At 65.8% G+C, this 16,228-nt stretch carries 12 protein-coding genes; 10 read left to right on the forward strand and 2 right to left on the reverse strand.

What is annotated here, in order from left to right; genetic code table 11:
• The first annotated feature begins 4 nt into the window (after positions 1–4).
• From ACSQ3O_RS22330 to ACSQ3O_RS22345, 4 genes are all read left to right on the forward strand, one after another.
• Positions 5–1,435: a sigma 54-interacting transcriptional regulator gene (locus ACSQ3O_RS22330; RefSeq protein ID WP_436140521.1), complete on the forward strand. Its 1,431-nt coding sequence runs from the start codon at positions 5–7 to the stop codon at positions 1,433–1,435.
• A 181-nt stretch (positions 1,436–1,616) separates the two neighbouring features.
• Entirely contained in the window at positions 1,617–3,197 is a 1,581-nt protein-coding gene (locus ACSQ3O_RS22335) for a glucan biosynthesis protein G (RefSeq protein ID WP_436140522.1), read from the forward strand.
• Positions 3,170–5,179: a glucans biosynthesis glucosyltransferase MdoH gene (mdoH, locus tag ACSQ3O_RS22340; RefSeq protein WP_436140523.1), complete on the forward strand. Its 2,010-nt coding sequence runs from the start codon at positions 3,170–3,172 to the stop codon at positions 5,177–5,179. The genes ACSQ3O_RS22335 and mdoH overlap by 28 nt, the downstream gene beginning before the upstream one ends.
• A gap of 250 nt (positions 5,180–5,429) precedes the next feature.
• The gene (locus ACSQ3O_RS22345) at positions 5,430–6,278 is read left to right on the forward strand and encodes a C13 family peptidase (protein ID WP_436140524.1); all 849 of its coding nucleotides are present in this window, start codon (positions 5,430–5,432) and stop codon (positions 6,276–6,278) included.
• A 178-nt stretch (positions 6,279–6,456) separates the two neighbouring features.
• Here the strand turns inward: ACSQ3O_RS22345 and ffh are convergent, their stop codons facing one another.
• On the reverse strand, positions 6,457–7,836 hold the full coding sequence (gene ffh, locus ACSQ3O_RS22350) for a signal recognition particle protein (RefSeq protein WP_436140525.1): 1,380 nt from the start codon (positions 7,834–7,836) through the stop codon (positions 6,457–6,459).
• Between the two features lie 101 nt (positions 7,837–7,937).
• On the opposite strand from ffh, the gene ACSQ3O_RS22355 reads away from it, so the two are divergent.
• The 5 genes from ACSQ3O_RS22355 to ampD are packed head-to-tail and all read left to right on the forward strand — an operon-like array spanning position 7,938 to position 12,793.
• Positions 7,938–8,735, forward strand: a complete 798-nt coding sequence (locus tag ACSQ3O_RS22355; RefSeq protein WP_436140526.1) for a cytochrome C assembly family protein — start codon at positions 7,938–7,940, stop codon at positions 8,733–8,735.
• Positions 8,732–8,962 carry a PP0621 family protein gene (locus tag ACSQ3O_RS22360; RefSeq protein ID WP_436140527.1) on the forward strand — a complete coding sequence of 77 codons (231 nt, stop codon included), beginning with the start codon at positions 8,732–8,734 and terminating at the stop codon, positions 8,960–8,962. The genes ACSQ3O_RS22355 and ACSQ3O_RS22360 overlap by 4 nt, the downstream gene beginning before the upstream one ends.
• Positions 8,963–8,965: 3 nt before the next feature.
• Entirely contained in the window at positions 8,966–10,669 is a 1,704-nt protein-coding gene (locus tag ACSQ3O_RS22365; RefSeq protein ID WP_436140528.1) for an ATP-binding protein, read from the forward strand.
• An 11-nt stretch (positions 10,670–10,680) separates the two neighbouring features.
• On the forward strand, positions 10,681–12,189 hold the full coding sequence (locus tag ACSQ3O_RS22370; protein WP_436140529.1) for a sigma-54-dependent transcriptional regulator: 1,509 nt from the start codon (positions 10,681–10,683) through the stop codon (positions 12,187–12,189).
• Positions 12,173–12,793 carry a 1,6-anhydro-N-acetylmuramyl-L-alanine amidase AmpD gene (ampD, locus tag ACSQ3O_RS22375; RefSeq protein ID WP_436140530.1) on the forward strand — a complete coding sequence of 207 codons (621 nt, stop codon included), beginning with the start codon at positions 12,173–12,175 and terminating at the stop codon, positions 12,791–12,793. Before ACSQ3O_RS22370 ends, ampD begins: the two co-directional genes overlap by 17 nt.
• 22 nt (positions 12,794–12,815) lie before the next feature.
• Here ampD and ACSQ3O_RS22380 read toward each other — a convergent pair whose 3' ends face one another.
• Positions 12,816–13,028 carry a hypothetical protein gene (locus ACSQ3O_RS22380; RefSeq protein WP_436140531.1) on the reverse strand — a complete coding sequence of 71 codons (213 nt, stop codon included), beginning with the start codon at positions 13,026–13,028 and terminating at the stop codon, positions 12,816–12,818.
• Positions 13,029–13,163: 135 nt separating this feature from the next.
• On the opposite strand from ACSQ3O_RS22380, the gene ACSQ3O_RS22385 reads away from it, so the two are divergent.
• Positions 13,164–16,109, forward strand: coding sequence for a ribonucleoside-diphosphate reductase subunit alpha (locus tag ACSQ3O_RS22385; RefSeq protein ID WP_436140532.1), 2,946 nt, complete (start codon positions 13,164–13,166; stop codon positions 16,107–16,109).
• Positions 16,110–16,228 lie beyond the last annotated feature (119 nt).

Raw genomic sequence — 16,228 nt, forward strand, 5'->3', positions numbered from 1 at the left:
CGCCATGACCGCATCCACGCGCCCCACAACGGCTCACTCCACTGCCCATGGCCACGCCCACCGCATCCTGGTGGTGGATGACGATGCCGACATGCTGCGCCTGCTGTCGCTGCGCCTGAAGGCCGCCGGGCACGAGGTGGTGGCCGTGGGCTCGGCCGAGGCCGCGCTGGCGCAGCTGGACGTGGCCCGGCCCCAACTGGTGCTGAGCGACGTGCGCCTGCCCGGCAAGGATGGCCTGGCGCTGTTTGACGAGGTACACGCGCGCCACCCCTCTCTGCCAGTGATTCTGCTCACGGCGCACGGCACCATCCCCGACGCGGTCGAGGCCACATCGCGGGGCGTCTTCACCTACCTGACCAAGCCCTACGACGGCAAAGAGCTGCTGGAAAAAGTGGCCCAGGCGCTGGCCCTGAGCGCCCCCGCTGCGCACCAGGCCCATGCCAACGAGGCCTGGCGCGCCGACATCGTGAGCCGCTCGGCCCGCATGACCGACTTGCTGGCCGAGGCCTACCTGGTGGCCCAGTCCGACGCCAGCGTGCTGCTGCTGGGCGACAGCGGCGCGGGCAAAGAGCTGCTGGCCCAGGCCATCCACCGCGCCAGCCCCCGTGCGGGCAAGCCCTTTGTGGCGGTGAACTGCGGCGCCATCCCCGAGGCGCTGCTCGAATCCGAACTGTTCGGCCACGTCAAAGGCGCCTTCACCGACGCCGTGAGCAACCACAAGGGCCTGCTCCAGGCGGCCGAGGGCGGCACGCTGCTGCTGGACGAGATTGGCGACATGCCGCCCGCCCTGCAGGTCAAGCTGCTGCGCGTGCTGCAAGAGCGCGCCGTGCGGCCCGTGGGCGCGAGCCAGTCCATCCAGGTCAATGTGCGCATCGTCTCGGCCACGCACCGCGACCTGGAGGCGGCCATGGCGGCGGGCCAGTTCCGTGAAGACCTGTACTACCGCCTGAACGTGGTGACGCTGCAGTTGCCCACGCTGGGCGAGCGGCGCGAGGACATTGCGCTGCTCGCCAACCACTTTCTGGACAAGCTGGCCCGCAAGTACGACAAGCGCCTGTCGGGCTTTGCACCCGAGGCGCTCAAGGCCCTCACCACCGCCGCCTGGCCCGGCAACGTGCGCCAGCTCTACAACGTGGTGGAACAGGTGTGCGCCTTGTCCACCACCCCGCTGGTGCCGCTGACGCTGGTGCAGCGGGCGCTGCGCATTCCATCGGCCCAGGTGCTGAGCTTTGCCGAGGCCCGCCAGCGCTTTGAGCGCGAGTATCTGGTGGACCTGCTGAAGATGACCGATGGCAACGTGGCCGATGCCGCGCGCCTGGCGCAGCGCAACCGCACCGAGTTCTACCGGCTGCTGCAAAAACACGCGCTCACGCCCGGAAACTTCAAGAGCGATGCAGCCGACCCCGACGGCGTCGCTGATGAGCGACAAGAGTAAGCGCTTGATTTTCAAGCGCTTTTTTACAGCCACCAGCGATGCTGTCGCCAGGTGGCGACAAAAAGTCCGAGTTTTGCGGGCCACCGCCACCCGGCACAAATGCTTACATGCTAATAACCGCCTAAGCATCTGATTTAGAACAGTTTTTTCGAGCTGGCACAGGGTTTGCCCTAGTGTCGGCATGCAAGCTGTTTTTTCTTACCGATTACCCGCCTTTCGCTGCGCCCTGTGGGCCGCTGCCGCGTTGGCCGCCACCTTGCTGGCCGGGGCTGTCCAGGCACAGACACCGGGTCCGGCCTTCGATTTCGACAGCCTTACCCGCCTGGCCCGGGAGCGGGCCGAGAAGCCCTACCGCGCAGCCAGCGACAAGCTGCCCGCAGACCTTGCACGGCTCGACTACGACCAGGTGCGCGACATCCGCTGGCGCCCCGACCGCGCCCTGTGGCGCGCAGAGCAGCTGCCGTTCGAAGCCATGTTCTTCCATCTGGGCCTGTACCAGCAAGAACCTGTGCTGATCAACGAGGTCACGCCCCAGGGCGTGCGCCACCTCAGCTACCGCCGCGCAGACTTCGACTACGGCAAGAACCAGGTACGCCCCGAGGCCTGGGGCGACCTGGGCTTTGCGGGTTTTCGCCTGCACAACCACCTCAACTCCAACGCCTACAAGGATGAGCTGGTCGTCTTCCAGGGCGCCAGCTACTTCCGCGCCTTGGGCAAGGGCCAGCAATACGGCCTCTCGGCGCGGGGGCTGGCCATCGACACCGTGGGGGGCAGCGGCGAGGAGTTCCCCCGATTCACCGAGTTCTGGCTGGTGCGGCCCGACCCCTCGGCCACGCAAGTCACGGTGTATGCGCTGATGGACTCGGCGCGTGCCACCGGTGCGTTCCGCTTCGACATCCAGCCGGGCACGAGCACCACCACCACCGTGCGCAGCCGTATTTTTGTGCGCCCCGGCAGTGGCAAACCCATCGCCACATTGGGCGTTGCCCCGCTGACCAGCATGTTCTTTTTTGGCGAGAACCAGCCCCGCAAGGGCGACTTCCGCCCCGAGGTGCATGACTCCGACGGCCTGATGGTGGCCACCGGAGAGGGTGAATGGCTCTGGCGCCCCTTGCAGAACCCCCAGCAGACGCTGGTCACCTCGTTCGCCACCAAGAACCCCAAGGGCTTCGGCCTCATGCAGCGCGATCGCCAGTGGTCGAACTATGAGGATGTCGAGGCACGCTACGAACGCCGCCCCAGCGCCTGGGTGCGCCCCCTGCACGACTGGGGCGCGGGCCGGGTGGAACTGGTGCAGCTGAGCACCCCCGACGAAACACACGACAACATCGTCGCGTACTGGGTGCCCGCCCAGATGCCGCCCCCCGGCCAGCCGCTGGAGTTTGCCTATGAGCTGAGCTGGCAGGGCGATGAGCAGCAACGCCCACCCGGCGCCTGGGCCACGCAGTCGCGGCGCGGCATGGGCTACTCCAAGCAGCCCGCCGAGGCACTGCGCCAGCAGGTGCAGTACGTGGTCGATTTCGACGGCCCGGCACTCCGCGCCCTGCCTGCAAACGCCACGGTGAAGGCCGTGGTGACCAGCGATGCCAACGGCCAGTTGCTGGAAAACATCGTCTACCGCAACCCCGCCACTGACCAGTGGCGCATGACGGTTCGCATTCAACGCCAGCAGGCCGACCGGCCCATCGAGCTGCGCGCTTTTCTCCAACACGACAACCACGCTGTGAGTGAAACATGGACGCACATCATTCTTCCCGAGTAAGCCCGCCGGTGCCCGCCCATCCGCCCCGCAGCCCCCTGCGCGAAGAACGGCATCCGCATGCCGTCACCACCCCTCCGCTGCACCGAGGCTCCATGGTGCCGCTGCCCTGGCGCGGCTTCTGGAACAGCCTGGGCACGGCGCTGCTGCTGCGGCTGACCGGCCAGGGCCGCAGCACCCCTCGCGCAGCGCAGGCCGACCGCCCCACACAGGCGTGGGAACAGGCGGCACAACGCCGCCGCTGGACTTTTGCACTGCTCACCGCGCTGGCCACGGCCTTGGCCAGTGTGCTGTTTGCGGGTGTGCAGCCCGACTATGACAACCCCTGGCTGGGCTACGGGCAGGTGGCGTTGTTTGCGCTGCTGTCGGCCTGGGTGGTCACCGGTTTTCTGACCGGGCTGATGGGCTTCTGGGTGATGCTGCGCGGGGACAAACATGCGCTGTCCGTGCGCAGTGTGGCGGGGCATGCGCTGGACCCCGAGGCACGCACGGCCATCATCATGCCCATCTGCAACGAGGATGTGGCCACGGTGTTTGCCGGGCTGCGCGCCACCTGCGAGTCGGTGGCCTCCACCGGCCACGGCGCCAGCTTCGACGTGTTCGTGCTGTCCGACAGCAGCGACCCCGCCATTGCCACCGCCGAGCGCGCAGCATGGGAGGCATTGCGCACCGCCCTGGCCCAGCACGGCCAGCAGCCCCAGGTGCAGGTGTACTACCGCCTGCGCACGCGCCGCACCCATCGCAAGGCGGGCAACGTGGCCGATTTTTGCCGCCGCTGGGGCAAGGACTACCGCTACATGGTAGTGCTGGATGCCGACAGCGTGATGAGCGGCGACTGCATTGTCTCGATGGCCAAGCTGATGGAGGCCAACCCCACGGCGGGCATCATCCAGACCGCCACGCAGGCCATCGGCCACGTCACCCTTCACGCCCGCGCGCAGCAGTTTGCGTCGCGCGTCACCGGCCGCCTGTTCACGCTGGGCATGCAGTACTGGCAGCTGGGCGAATCGCACTACTGGGGCCACAACGCCATCATCCGCGTGGCGCCGTTCATGCAGCACTGCGCGCTGGCGCCCATCAAGGGCCAGGGCGGCCTGGCGGGCGGCATCATGTCGCACGATTTTGTCGAAGCCGCGCTGATGCGCCGCGCGGGCTACCACGTGTGGCTGGTGGCCGACCTGGTTGGCAGCTATGAGCAGCAGCCGCCCGACCTGCTGGCCGAGCTGCAGCGCGACCGCCGCTGGTGCCAGGGCAACCTGCAGAACGCGCGCCTGATGGCCGAGCCCGGCATCCACCCCGTGCACCGCTCCATGTTCATCACCGGCGCCATGGCCTACCTTTCGGCGCCGCTGTGGCTGGCCTTCCTCACGCTGGGCACGGCCCTGTGGCTGTCGGGCGCCAAGCTGGTCGCCGACTGGCACATCCTGCCCGCCGAGCTGCTGGCGCTGTGGGCCTGGACGCTGTGCCTGCTGTTCCTGCCCCGCATTCTGGGCGTGGCCGCCGTCTTCATGCGGCGCGAGCACAAGGAGTACGGCGGGGCCCTGAGTCTGCTCAAGAGCGCCGTGCTGGAGAGCGTGCTGGCCATCCTGCAGGCCCCCATCCGCATGCTGGCGCATTCGCTGTTTGTGCTGATCGCGCTGACCGGGCTGAAGCTGGAATGGAAGTCGCCCCCGCGCGAAGCCCATGCCGTGCCCTGGCGCCACGCCGTGCGCCAGCTGGCCCCTATGAGCGGGCTGATCGGCCTGCTGGCACTGGGCGTGGCCCTGATCGACAGCAGCGCCCTGCTCTGGCTGATGCCCGTGGGCCTGCCGCTGGCGCTGGCGATTCCTCTGGCGGTCTGGACCAGCCAGATCGCCCTGGGCCGTGCACTGCGCGCGCAACGCCTGCTGCTGATCCCCGAGGAGTCCTGGTCGCCCCCGGTGCTGCGCCGCGCCTGGCTGCACGCCAGCCGCCTGGCCCGGCCCGCGCCGCTGGCAGCTTTGTGACAATGTGAAAAATCAGGCACAAACCACAAGCCGGCACCCATACCGGCTTTTTCTCATTTACTACATATTTGATAGCGATAAAGTGTTTACCATCGCGCGCAGAGGCCTTAAAAACCTTCAAACCTAGGGCCTCCCGGCGTTGTAACCCACGCCTGGCAAGTCGTTACGATGCGTGTCCTTTTCACCAGGCCCCTGCGCCCAGACCGTTCTGCCTGACGGTGGTCTGCGGCGCCGTGCGGCCCCGCTATCGATGCCACCTCTTCTGTTGTTCCCTGCCGCCCGCTGGCGGCTGATCCAGGCCAGCGCGCTGGCCCTGACCCTGGCCCTGGTGGGCTGCGCCCAGCCCACCCCGGCGCCGCCCCACAAGCCCGTCCCGATCGCCACCCCGGCGCCCCCACCTCCGCCCCCTGAACCACCCGGGCGCATCATCTTCGCGGGCTTTGCCATGCACTCGCAGTCCAAGGCGTTCCGCAACGACGTTCTGCTGGCCGAAAAATGGGTCAAGGACATCGACCCCAATGCGCTGATGCTCAAGCTGGCCAACCCCGCACGCGACCAACCCACCGACTGGCCCCAGGCCACGGCAGAAAATTTTGCGCTGGTGATGTCCAAGACGGCCGAGGTGGCCCGCCCCCGCGACCGCGTGCTGCTGTTCATCTCCACCCACAGCAACCCCGGTCTGCTCAACATCAGCGCGGGCGGAAAAAACCTGCAGCCCCTCACTCCCAAGGCACTGAGCGATGCGCTGGCACCGCTCCACAAGGTGCCCACACTGGTAGTGCTGTCCACCTGCTACAGCGGCGCCTTCATCGAGCCCCTGAAAGCCCCTAACCGCGTGGTGATCACAGCCACGGACGCACGCCGCACCAGCTTTCAGTGCAAGTACAACGGCAACCACACGCCCTTTGCCGAAGCCCTGTTTGGACAGGCAGACGCGGACAGCCGTTCGATGACCGATTGGCTGGCCGAAGCACAGAAGTCCATCGCCACACAGGAAAAACGCCGCAAGCTCCCTGCCTCCCAGCCCAGCCTTTTTGTGGGTGACGATGCCAAGGCATGGGCGCATCAGCCGCTCAAGCACTGGCTGCAGGCGCCCTGAGGGCCGCCAACGCCCTAAGAGCCCCCAACAAAATCCAGCGAAGCGGTTCTGGCTAGAGCAGGCAGTACGACAAGACGCGACAACGACGCCAGAAGAGTTTTTTAGCCGCTCTAAAAAGCAAAAACCCTGAAGAAGCAGCAACGCCTCTTCAGGGTTTGGGGTGCCAGGGCCGGGGCGCTCAGAAAGGCATCTTGGGCATGCCGCCCCCGCCCATGCCCTTCATGCCGCCCATGCGCTTCATCATTTTCATGAGGCCGCCGCCCTTCATCTTCTTCATCATGCCCTGCATCTGCTCAAACTCCTTGAGCAGGCGGTTGACCTCCTGCACATGCACGCCCGCCCCATTGGCAATGCGCTTCTTGCGCGTGGCCTTGATGAGGTCGGGCTTGCGGCGCTCCAACGGCGTCATGCTCTGGATGATGCCTTCCTTGCGCTTGATGTCTTTTTCGGCCTTGTCCATGTCCAACGCACCGGCCTTGGCCGTGAGCTGAGAGGGCAGCTTGTCCATCAGGCTGGACACCCCCCCCATCTGCTTCATCTGCTGGATCTGGGACAGGAAGTCGTTCAGATCAAAGCCGTCACCGCTCTTGACCTTGGCGGCCAGCTTCTGGGCGGCCTCCATGTCCACGCCCGCCGTGACCTGCTCGACCAGGGCCACGATGTCGCCCATGCCCAGGATGCGGCCTGCGTGGCGCTCGGCATCGAACACCTCCAGCCCGTCGATCTTCTCCGAGACACCGGCAAACTTGATGGGCGCCCCGGTGACCTGCCGCACCGACAGCGCCGCACCGCCGCGCGAATCACCGTCGAGCTTGGTGAGCACAATGCCGGTGAGAGGCAGCGCCTCCTTGAAGGCCTTGGCGGTGTTGATCGCGTCCTGCCCCTGCATGGCATCAACCACGAACAGGGTCTCCACCGGGTTCAGCGTGGCGTGCAGGTCCTTGATTTCCTTCATCAAGGCTTCGTCGATGGCCAGGCGGCCCGCTGTATCGACCAGCAGCACGTCGAAGTAGTGCTTCTTGGCGTAATCGAGCGCGGCCCGCGCGATGTCGAGCGGTTTCTGGTCGGGCGTGCTGGGGAACCATTCGGCGCCCGCCTGCTTGGTGACGGTCTTGAGCTGCTCGATGGCCGCCGGGCGGTACACGTCGCCCGAGACTGTCAGCACCTTCTTCTTGCGCTTCTCGATCAGGTGCTTGGCCAGCTTGGCCGTGGTCGTGGTTTTGCCCGCACCCTGCAGGCCCGCCATCAGGATGATGGCCGGGGGCTGGGCGGCGAGGTTGATGTCGGAAATGCCCTCGCCCATGGTGGCGGCCAGCTCGCGGTTGACGATGGACACCAGCGTCTGCCCCGGCTTGAGCGAGCCCAGTACCTCCTGGCCCAGCGCCTTGTCCTTCACGCGGGCGATGAAGTCGCGCACCACGGGCAGGGCCACGTCGGCTTCGAGCAGGGCCATGCGCACCTCGCGCAGCATGTCCTGCACGTTGGATTCGGTGATGCGGGCCTGGCCGCGCATCTCCTTGACGAGGCGCGAGAGTTTGTCGGTAAGTGCGGAGGCCATAGGGGAAGTTCCGGTGTTGCCTGCGCGCGATCAACGCGGTGGTTGTCTCGGGCAGGCTGCCAGGGCGCTGGCAGTGGGGGCAAAAGGCTAAACTGTGACCCATGATTTTAGCGAGTAGCTCCCCCATCAGCTGGCTGCTGGCCCTGGCCGCCGCGGTGGCATACGCCGTCCCGGCAGCCGCAGCCCCGCGCCTGGGCGCCGCAGCGGCCCGCAACGCCCTGCTGGTGGCCTGGGTGCTGCATGGCGCGGTGCTGGTGTGGGGCCTGTGGGGCGACACGCCGCGTTTTGGTTTTGCCCCTGCCTTGTCGATGACGGCCTGGCTGGTTCTCACGGTGTATGCGGTGGAGCGGCAGCTTTTCCCGCAGATGCAATCCCGCTGGGTGCTGGCGGGCCTGGGTGCCGCCGCCATCGTGCTGGCCATGGTCTTCCCGGGCCAACCCCTGCATGTTGCAGCATCCGCCTGGTTGCCGCTGCACCTGGCCCTGGGCATCGCCTGTTATGGCCTGTTTGCAGCGGCCGTGGTGCACGCCTGGCTCATGACCCGCGCCGAGCGCCACATCCGCCAGGCGGAAGATCCGCACAGCGGCATCCCCTTGCTCACCCTGGAGCGGCTGACCTTCCGCTTCGTGACCGCCGGTTTTGTGCTGCTCACCGCCACGCTGCTGGCCGGATGGCTGTTTGGCGAGACGCTGTATGGCCGCGCCTGGCGCTGGGACCACAAGGCCATCTTCTCCCTGCTGTCGTGGCTGACGTTTGCCACCCTGCTGCTGGGCCGTGCGCGTTTTGGCTGGCGCGGGCGCAATGCGGTTCGGGTGCTGTATGCCGGGGCGGCCCTGCTGCTCCTGGCTTATGTCGGCTCGCGTTTTGTGCTGGAAGTGGTTCTGGGCCGCAGCGCATGAAATACCTGGTCCTTTTCGTGGTCCTGGCGGTGGCCATCGGTATATGGCGCAGCCGCCGCGCTCCGGACGATGCAGCGCCCAAGCCATCCACCCCATCGCCACGCGCGCTGCCGCAGGACATGCTGGCCTGCGCGCATTGCGGCGTGCACATCCCCCAGGCAGAGGCCGTGATGCTCGGCAACCAGGCCTACTGCAGCACCGAACACCGGCAGCTGGGTCCGGCCTGAGCCATGCAAACCCTGCCTGCTGGCAACTACCTGGCCACGGTGGATGCGCCTTTTGTGCGCATGTGGCGTGGGTTCCTGACTGGCCGCCTCATGGTGGCGCTCGCCCTGCTGGTCCTGCAAGGCGCGGGGCAGGTCATCAACCAGGTCGCCGACCCCACGCTGCTCACACTGTGCGTGGCCTATCTGGTCGCCACCGTGGCCCTGCGCGTGCTGGCCCGACAGGGCCCACCTTCGCCTGGCGCGGGGCCGCAGTGGCTCCCGTCCATCGGCATCGACCTTGCTGCGATCACGGCCCTGCAGCTGCTGCATGCAGGCACCATGAACTACACGCCCCTGTTCGGCCTGCCCATCCTGATGGCAGCGGTGCTGGGCACACTCACGCTGGCACTGGGCACCACGGCAGGCGTCACGCTGCTGCTGCTGGGCTGGGCCTGGTGGACGGGCGTGCGCACCGGCGAAGACGAGGCGCAGCGCTACCTGCAAAGCGCACTCACCGGCACGGGCTACTTCATCGTGAGCTATCTGGTGCACCAGCTGGCGACCCGGCTGACGCGCGAGCAGGAAGTGGCGCAACAAAGCCAGATTGCGGCCCGCGTGCAGACCCAGGTGAGCGCATTGGTCATCCAGAACCTGACCGATGGCGTGCTGGTGGTGGACGAAAACGATGTGGTGCGTGTCGCCAACCCGGCCGGGCTGCAGCTGCTGGCGAGCGGCGCCTTGCCCGACCTGCCGCTGACGCTGCAGGCCGAATCCCCCTGGAAGCCATTGCTCATACTGGCCCGGCGCACTTTTCGCCACGAACAACCCCAGACGGCAGATGTGGACCTGCTGCACCCCGGCCAAAGCCCGACTGGCCTGCATGTGCGCACCTGGCTCACGTCCACCCGGGAGGCTGCTCGCGAAGCCCACACCGAACGGCTGTGTGTGATGTTCCTGCACGATCTGCGCGAAATGGAAGCCCGCCTGCGCACCGAAAAACTCGCAGCCATGGGCCGCATGTCTGCCGCCGTGGCCCACGAAATCCGCAACCCCCTGGCGGCCATCGTGCAGGCCAATGCGCTGCTGGAAGAAGACCTGCACGACCCCGCGCAAAAACGCCTGGCCCACATGGTCCAGCAAAACGCAGACCGGCTGGCACGCATTGCCGAAGAAGTGCTCGACATCGCCCGGGTGCAGCACCAGATCAGCCACGCGCCCGCGTCTACCCTGCAACTGGACGAGGCCATTGCCCAGATCTGGCACGACTGGCAAGCCCAGGACCCGGTGCAGCGCCGTGCGGTGGTCATGCTGGACACCCAGTCCACGCAGGTGGAGTTTGATGGCGAGCACCTGCGCCGCGTGCTGGTGAACCTGCTGGACAATGCCCTGCGCTACATGGGGCCGGAGCCCGACTCCCTGTGTGTTACCACACGCGCTACGCCAGCAGGCCAGATCAGCCTACAGGTGTGGAGCGACGGAGCCCCCATGGACAAGTCCGTGGAACGCCACCTGTTCGAGCCTTTCTTCTCTTCCGAGAGCCGCTCCAGCGGCCTGGGGCTTTATATTTGCCGCGAGCTGTGCCAGCGCCATGGCGCGTCCATCAGCTACCAGCGGCTGAACCGCACCACGCTGCGGGGCGAGACCGGAGGCAACGCGTTCACCGTGGGCTTCCGCCGTACCACCCGCCCTGCCGACGCCGCGACGCTGTTTGACACCATCGTGGTCTGAACCGGATTGCCATGAACGCCCCTGCTGCCTCCATCCTCGTCGTTGATGACGAACCCGATCTGCGCACCTTGTACGAGCTGACCCTGCTGCGCGAAGGCTACCGCGTGGAGACGGCGTCCAGCGTGCAGGAGGCGCGCGACCAGCTCAAGGCCCATCGCTTTGATGCCGTGATCACCGACATGCGGCTGCCCGATGGCTTTGGTATGGAGCTGCTGCAGGACCTGCGTGACCAGCAGCGCCGGGAGCGTTGCGTGGTCATGACCGCCTACGGCTCGGCAGAGAACGCGGTCGAGGCGCTGCGCTCAGGCGCCTTCGACTACCTGACCAAACCGGTGGACCTGAAGCAGTTCCGCTCGGTGGTGGCCTCGGCAGTGCAAGGCACCGGTGGGGTACCTGCCCCCCGTGCCACCCGCAGCCCCGGGCAGCAACGGCAAGCGGCGACGGCGGCCGAGCATGCGTCGGGCAACGCGGCGCTGGACAAGCTGGTCGGTGCGTCGGAAGCCATCCGCAACGTCAAGCAGCGGGTGGCCAAGGTCTCGCGCGGCATGGCGCCGGTTCTCATCCATGGCGAGTCAGGCACCGGCAAGGAGCTGGTGGCGCAGGCGCTGCATGCCAGCAGCCAGCGCGCCGACGGCCCCCTGGTGGCCGTGAACTGCGGCGCCATCCCGGAGAACCTGCTCGAAGCCGAATTTTTTGGCGCCCGCAAGGGCTCGTACACCGGTGCCACCCAGGACCGGGACGGGTACTTTCAGGCCGCACGCGGGGGCACCCTTTTCCTGGACGAAATCGGCGATCTGCCCCTGGCCATGCAGTCCAAGCTGCTGCGCTCCATCCAGGAGCGCAGCGTGCGCCCGCTGGGCTCCACCCAGGAAGAAACCGTGGATGTGCGCATCGTGAGCGCCACCCACCGGGATCTGGCTGCCGATGTACAGTCCGGCCGCTTCCGGCAGGACCTGTACTACCGGCTCAATGTGATCGAGATCGTTATCCCGCCACTGCGGGAGCGGCGCGAGGACCTGCCCGCGCTCTGCACGGCGCTGCTGTCCCGCATCGCCCAGGAGTCCGGCATGCCCGTGCCAGCCCTAACCGACCGTGCACTCGCTGCCATCGCCGCCCACCCGCTCACGGGCAATGTGCGGGAGCTGGAGAACCTGCTGCACCGCGCGGTGGCACTCAGCGATGGCGAAGAACTGCACGTCGATGGGCCGACTGGCACCACCGACGCGCAAGCGGTACGACTGGCAACATCACCCGCCGCCCCGCAACTGGCGCAGCCCACCGAGACAAGCGCACCGGATCACGCCAGCACCGCCTGCGCCCCGCCCCTGCCCAACGACCTGCAGGCATGGCTGGACCAGCAGGAGCGCGAGATACTGATCCGCGCCCTGAAAGAGGCCGGGTTCAACCGCACCGCCACCGCTGCACGGCTGGGCATCAGCCTGCGCCAGATCCGCTATCGCATCGCCCGCCTGAACATCGCCGTCCCGAACGACCAGGACCCGCATGACGACATTGGATGACGCCTGGCCAGCCGATCCCTGGGAGGGCGGCTGGCACCGCGCTGCGCACCGGCTGGAGTCCCCCAACCATGGAATGCGTCCGGAGGGGGGCCGGGGGGTCGATCTGATCGTGGTGCACTCCATCAGCCTGCCGCCTGGCGAATTCGGGACGGGGGCTGTGCAACAGCTGTTCACCAACACCCTGGACTGGAACGCGCATCCCTATTACCAAGGCATCCGGGGCCTGCAGGTTTCCGCCCATTTTTTTATCGACCGCATGGGTGTGCCTTGGCAGTTTGTGAACTGCGACCTGCGTGCCTGGCACGCGGGGCAGTCTTTTTATCGGGGGCGCGCCCAGTGCAACGACGACTCCATCGGCATTGAGCTGGAGGGACTGGAAGGCCTGGGCTTTGAGGCCGCCCAGTACCAGACACTGGCCCGGCTGTGCCAGGACATCGCGCAGCGTTATCCCATCGCCCATGTGGCGGGGCACGAACACATTGCCCCCGGGCGCAAGCAGGACCCTGGTCCCGGCTTCGACTGGGCCGTCCTGCAAAAGGCACTGGACTGGCCGCGCCACCAGTTCCCCCCAGCCGCTCCGTCCGGCACACCGCCGCCCCATTGACTGGCACTGTCGCCGCGAAGCGTCAGCGCGGTTTTTTTCTTTGTGCATTTGCACATTTTTTTCCATCCAAGCATTGCGCGGCCTCGGAGGTCAAATCCGCTGCCAGCGCCCACCATTTCAGGGTTTTCAGCACCGATCGCAACGCCCGCAAGGGCTTCGCGCCGGGTGCTCTGCTGGCTCTCCACAGGCCTAACACAGCTTGTTTCCCTTTTTCGACCCGCTTCAAGCGGTACACTACCGGTAGTGTCTTGAACACACACGACACACCATATATAGTGTGCGACAGACTAAAGTCCGGCGCTCCACTCTCCCATTGCGGCGGCACTCACGCCGCACTCCCACTCCAGACAGCCCACAGAAGAGGACACCCATGCAAGCTGCTTTGAACACGCCTTCCACCGCCCAGCCCGGCACATCAGATTCCCCCGAATCCCAAGCCACCCCTGCGGCAACGGCCAGCAATGCGTTCGCGCACCACCAGATCATTCGCCGCAATGGCGCTGTGGTGCCGTTCGAACCGCAAAAAATTGCAGTCGCCATGATGAAGGCATTCCTCGCAGTCCACGGAACACAGGGTGCTGCATCCGCCAGCGTCCGCGAAGTAGTTGACACGCTGACCCACAACGTTACCCGGGCACTGGTGCGCTCGCGCCCTGGTGGCGGCACCTTCCATATTGAAGACGTACAGGACCATGTGGAGCTGGGCCTGATGCGCGGTGGCCACCACGAAGTGGCCCGCGCCTATGTGCTGTACCGCGAGCGCCGCACCCAGGAACGTGCCCGCCAGAGCGACCAGCAGGCTCCTGTGGCATCTGCCCCTGTGCTGCATGTGATGGACGGTGACGCACGCATTGCCCTGGATCTGGGTCGGCTGCAGGCACTCATCGAATCGGCCTGTGTGAACCTGGGCGCGGACGTCAAGGCCGACCCCATCGTGGCAGAGACCATGCGCAACCTGTATGACGGCGTCCCCATGGACGAGGTCTACAAGGCGTCCATCCTGGCCGCACGCACACTCATCGAAAAAGACCCTGACTACACCTACGCCACAGCCCGCCTGCTGCTGCACACCATCGTGCGCGAGGTGCTGGGCAAGGAAGTGACCCAGGCCGAGATGGGCCAGGCTTACCTCGAATACTTCCCCCAATTCATCAAGAAGGGTGTGGACAACGAGCTGCTGGACGAGCGTCTGCTGCAGTACAACCTGCAACGCCTGGGCGCAGCCCTCAAGGCCGACCGCGACCTGAAGTTCGACTACCTCGGCCTGCAGACCCTGTACGACCGCTACTTCCTGCACGTCAAGAAGACCCGCATCGAATTGCCCCAGGCCTTCTTCATGCGCGTGGCCATGGGCCTGGCACTGAACGAGACCGACCGCGAAGCCCGCGCCATTGAGTTTTACGAAGTGCTGTCGTCCTTCGATTTCATGTCGAGCACGCCCACGCTGTTCAACAGCGGCACGCTGCGCTCGCAGCTATCCAGCTGCTACCTGACCACCGTGCCCGACGACCTGGACGGCATCTACGAATCCATCAAAGAAAACGCCTTGCTGTCCAAATTTGCCGGCGGCCTGGGCAATGACTGGACCCGCGTGCGCGCCCTGGGCTCGCACATCAAGGGCACGAACGGCGAATCGCAAGGCGTGGTTCCGTTCCTCAAGGTGGTGAACGACACGGCCGTGGCCGTGAACCAGGGCGGCAAGCGCAAGGGCGCCGTCTGCACCTACCTGGAAACCTGGCACCTGGATATCGAAGAGTTCCTGGAACTGCGCAAGAACACCGGCGATGACCGCCGCCGCACGCACGACATGAACACGGCCAACTGGATCCCCGACCTGTTCATGCGCCGCGTGATGGAAAAGGGCACCTGGACGCTGTTCTCGCCATCTAACGTACCCGATCTGCACGACCTGTTCGGCGCAGACTTCGAAAAGGCCTACGTGGCTTACGAAGCAAAGGCTGCACGCGGCGAGATCAAGCCCGCCAAGACGGTGCAGGCGACCGACCTGTGGCGCAAGATGCTGACCATGCTGTTCGAGACCGGTCATCCCTGGATCACGTACAAGGATGCCTGCAACGTGCGCTCGCCCCAGCAGCACGCGGGCGTGGTGCACTCGTCCAACCTGTGCACCGAGATCACGCTCAATACCAGCGACACCGAAACCGCCGTGTGCAACCTGGGTTCGGTCAACCTGCTGCAGCATCTGAAGAACGGGCAGATCGACCACGACAAGCTCAAGAAGACCATCACCGTGGCCATGCGCATGCTGGACAACGTGATCGACATCAACTACTACGCCGTCACCAAGGCCCGCGACTCCAACCTGCGCCACCGACCCGTGGGCCTGGGCGTGATGGCCTTCCAGGACAGCCTGTACGAACTGCGCATACCCTATGCGTCGCAAGAGGCCGTGGAGTTTGCCGACAAGTCGATGGAAGCCATCTGCTACTACGCCTACTGGGCCTCTACCGAGCTGGCCAAGGAACGCGGCAAGTACTCGAGCTACAAGGGCTCGCTGTGGGATCGCGGCATCTTGCCCTTCGACACGCTGGACATGCTTTCGCAGGCCCGCGGCGGCTATGTGGAAGTGAACCGCTCGTCCACGCTGGACTGGGATGCCCTGCGCAAAAAGATTGCGCAGGACGGCATGCGCAACTCCAACTGCGTGGCCATCGCCCCCACAGCCACCATCTCCAACATCATTGGCGTGGACGCATCGATCGAGCCTTCGTTCGGCAACCTGTCGGTGAAGTCCAACCTGTCGGGTGAGTTCACGGTCATCAATGGCGGCCTGGTGCGCGACCTCAAACGCCTGGGCCTGTGGGACGACGTGATGGTCATGGACCTCAAGCACTTCAAGGGTTCGCTGCACCCCATCGACCGTGTGCCGGCCGACATCAAGGCGCTGTACTCCACAGCCTTCGAAGTGGAGCCACAGTGGCTGGTCGAGGCCGCATCGCGCCGCCAGAAGTGGATCGACCAGGCGCAGAGCCTGAACATCTACATGGCTGGTGCATCGGGCAAGAAGCTGGACGACACCTACAAGCTGGCCTGGATCCGTGGCCTCAAGACCACCTACTACCTGCGCACACAAAGCGCCACGCACGTTGAGATGAGCACCGTGAACACACGCCAGCTCAACGCTGTGTCTTCCGGCAATGAAGGCGGTGCGCCTGCAGCATCTGCGCCCACACAGGCACAAACAAGCGCACTCGAAGCAGCGGCTGCCGCAGCTGCTGCGCAGTCCGTCGCAGTGCCCGCTACGGACGTGAAGTTCTGCGCCATCGACGATCCTGGTTGCGAAGCCTGCCAATAAGGACTTTGCGCACAACACCTCGGACTGCTTTGAGGTGTTGTGCCTGTGCTGTGAAGCAACAAAACGTTGCTGCACAACGCTGCAGTGCTTTCCTTTTTGCAGCACTGCTTTCATAATCC

Source organism: Acidovorax sp. LjRoot74 (genome assembly GCF_964254355.1).
Lineage (GTDB): Bacteria > Pseudomonadota > Gammaproteobacteria > Burkholderiales > Burkholderiaceae_C > Acidovorax.

Bases quoted from the DNA above. Each gene is read 5' to 3' on its own strand.
- ACSQ3O_RS22330 (WP_436140521.1), top strand. From the start codon at position 5: ATGACCGCATCCACGCGCCCCACAACGGCTCACTCCACTGCCCATGGC.
- ACSQ3O_RS22335 (WP_436140522.1), top strand. From the start codon at position 1,617: ATGCAAGCTGTTTTTTCTTACCGATTACCCGCCTTTCGCTGCGCCCTG.
- mdoH (WP_436140523.1), top strand. From the start codon at position 3,170: ATGGACGCACATCATTCTTCCCGAGTAAGCCCGCCGGTGCCCGCCCAT.
- ACSQ3O_RS22345 (WP_436140524.1), top strand. From the start codon at position 5,430: ATGCCACCTCTTCTGTTGTTCCCTGCCGCCCGCTGGCGGCTGATCCAG.
- ffh (WP_436140525.1), bottom strand. From the start codon at position 7,836: ATGGCCTCCGCACTTACCGACAAACTCTCGCGCCTCGTCAAGGAGATG.
- ACSQ3O_RS22355 (WP_436140526.1), top strand. From the start codon at position 7,938: ATGATTTTAGCGAGTAGCTCCCCCATCAGCTGGCTGCTGGCCCTGGCC.
- ACSQ3O_RS22360 (WP_436140527.1), top strand. From the start codon at position 8,732: ATGAAATACCTGGTCCTTTTCGTGGTCCTGGCGGTGGCCATCGGTATA.
- ACSQ3O_RS22365 (WP_436140528.1), top strand. From the start codon at position 8,966: ATGCAAACCCTGCCTGCTGGCAACTACCTGGCCACGGTGGATGCGCCT.
- ACSQ3O_RS22370 (WP_436140529.1), top strand. From the start codon at position 10,681: ATGAACGCCCCTGCTGCCTCCATCCTCGTCGTTGATGACGAACCCGAT.
- ampD (WP_436140530.1), top strand. From the start codon at position 12,173: ATGACGACATTGGATGACGCCTGGCCAGCCGATCCCTGGGAGGGCGGC.
- ACSQ3O_RS22385 (WP_436140532.1), top strand. From the start codon at position 13,164: ATGCAAGCTGCTTTGAACACGCCTTCCACCGCCCAGCCCGGCACATCA.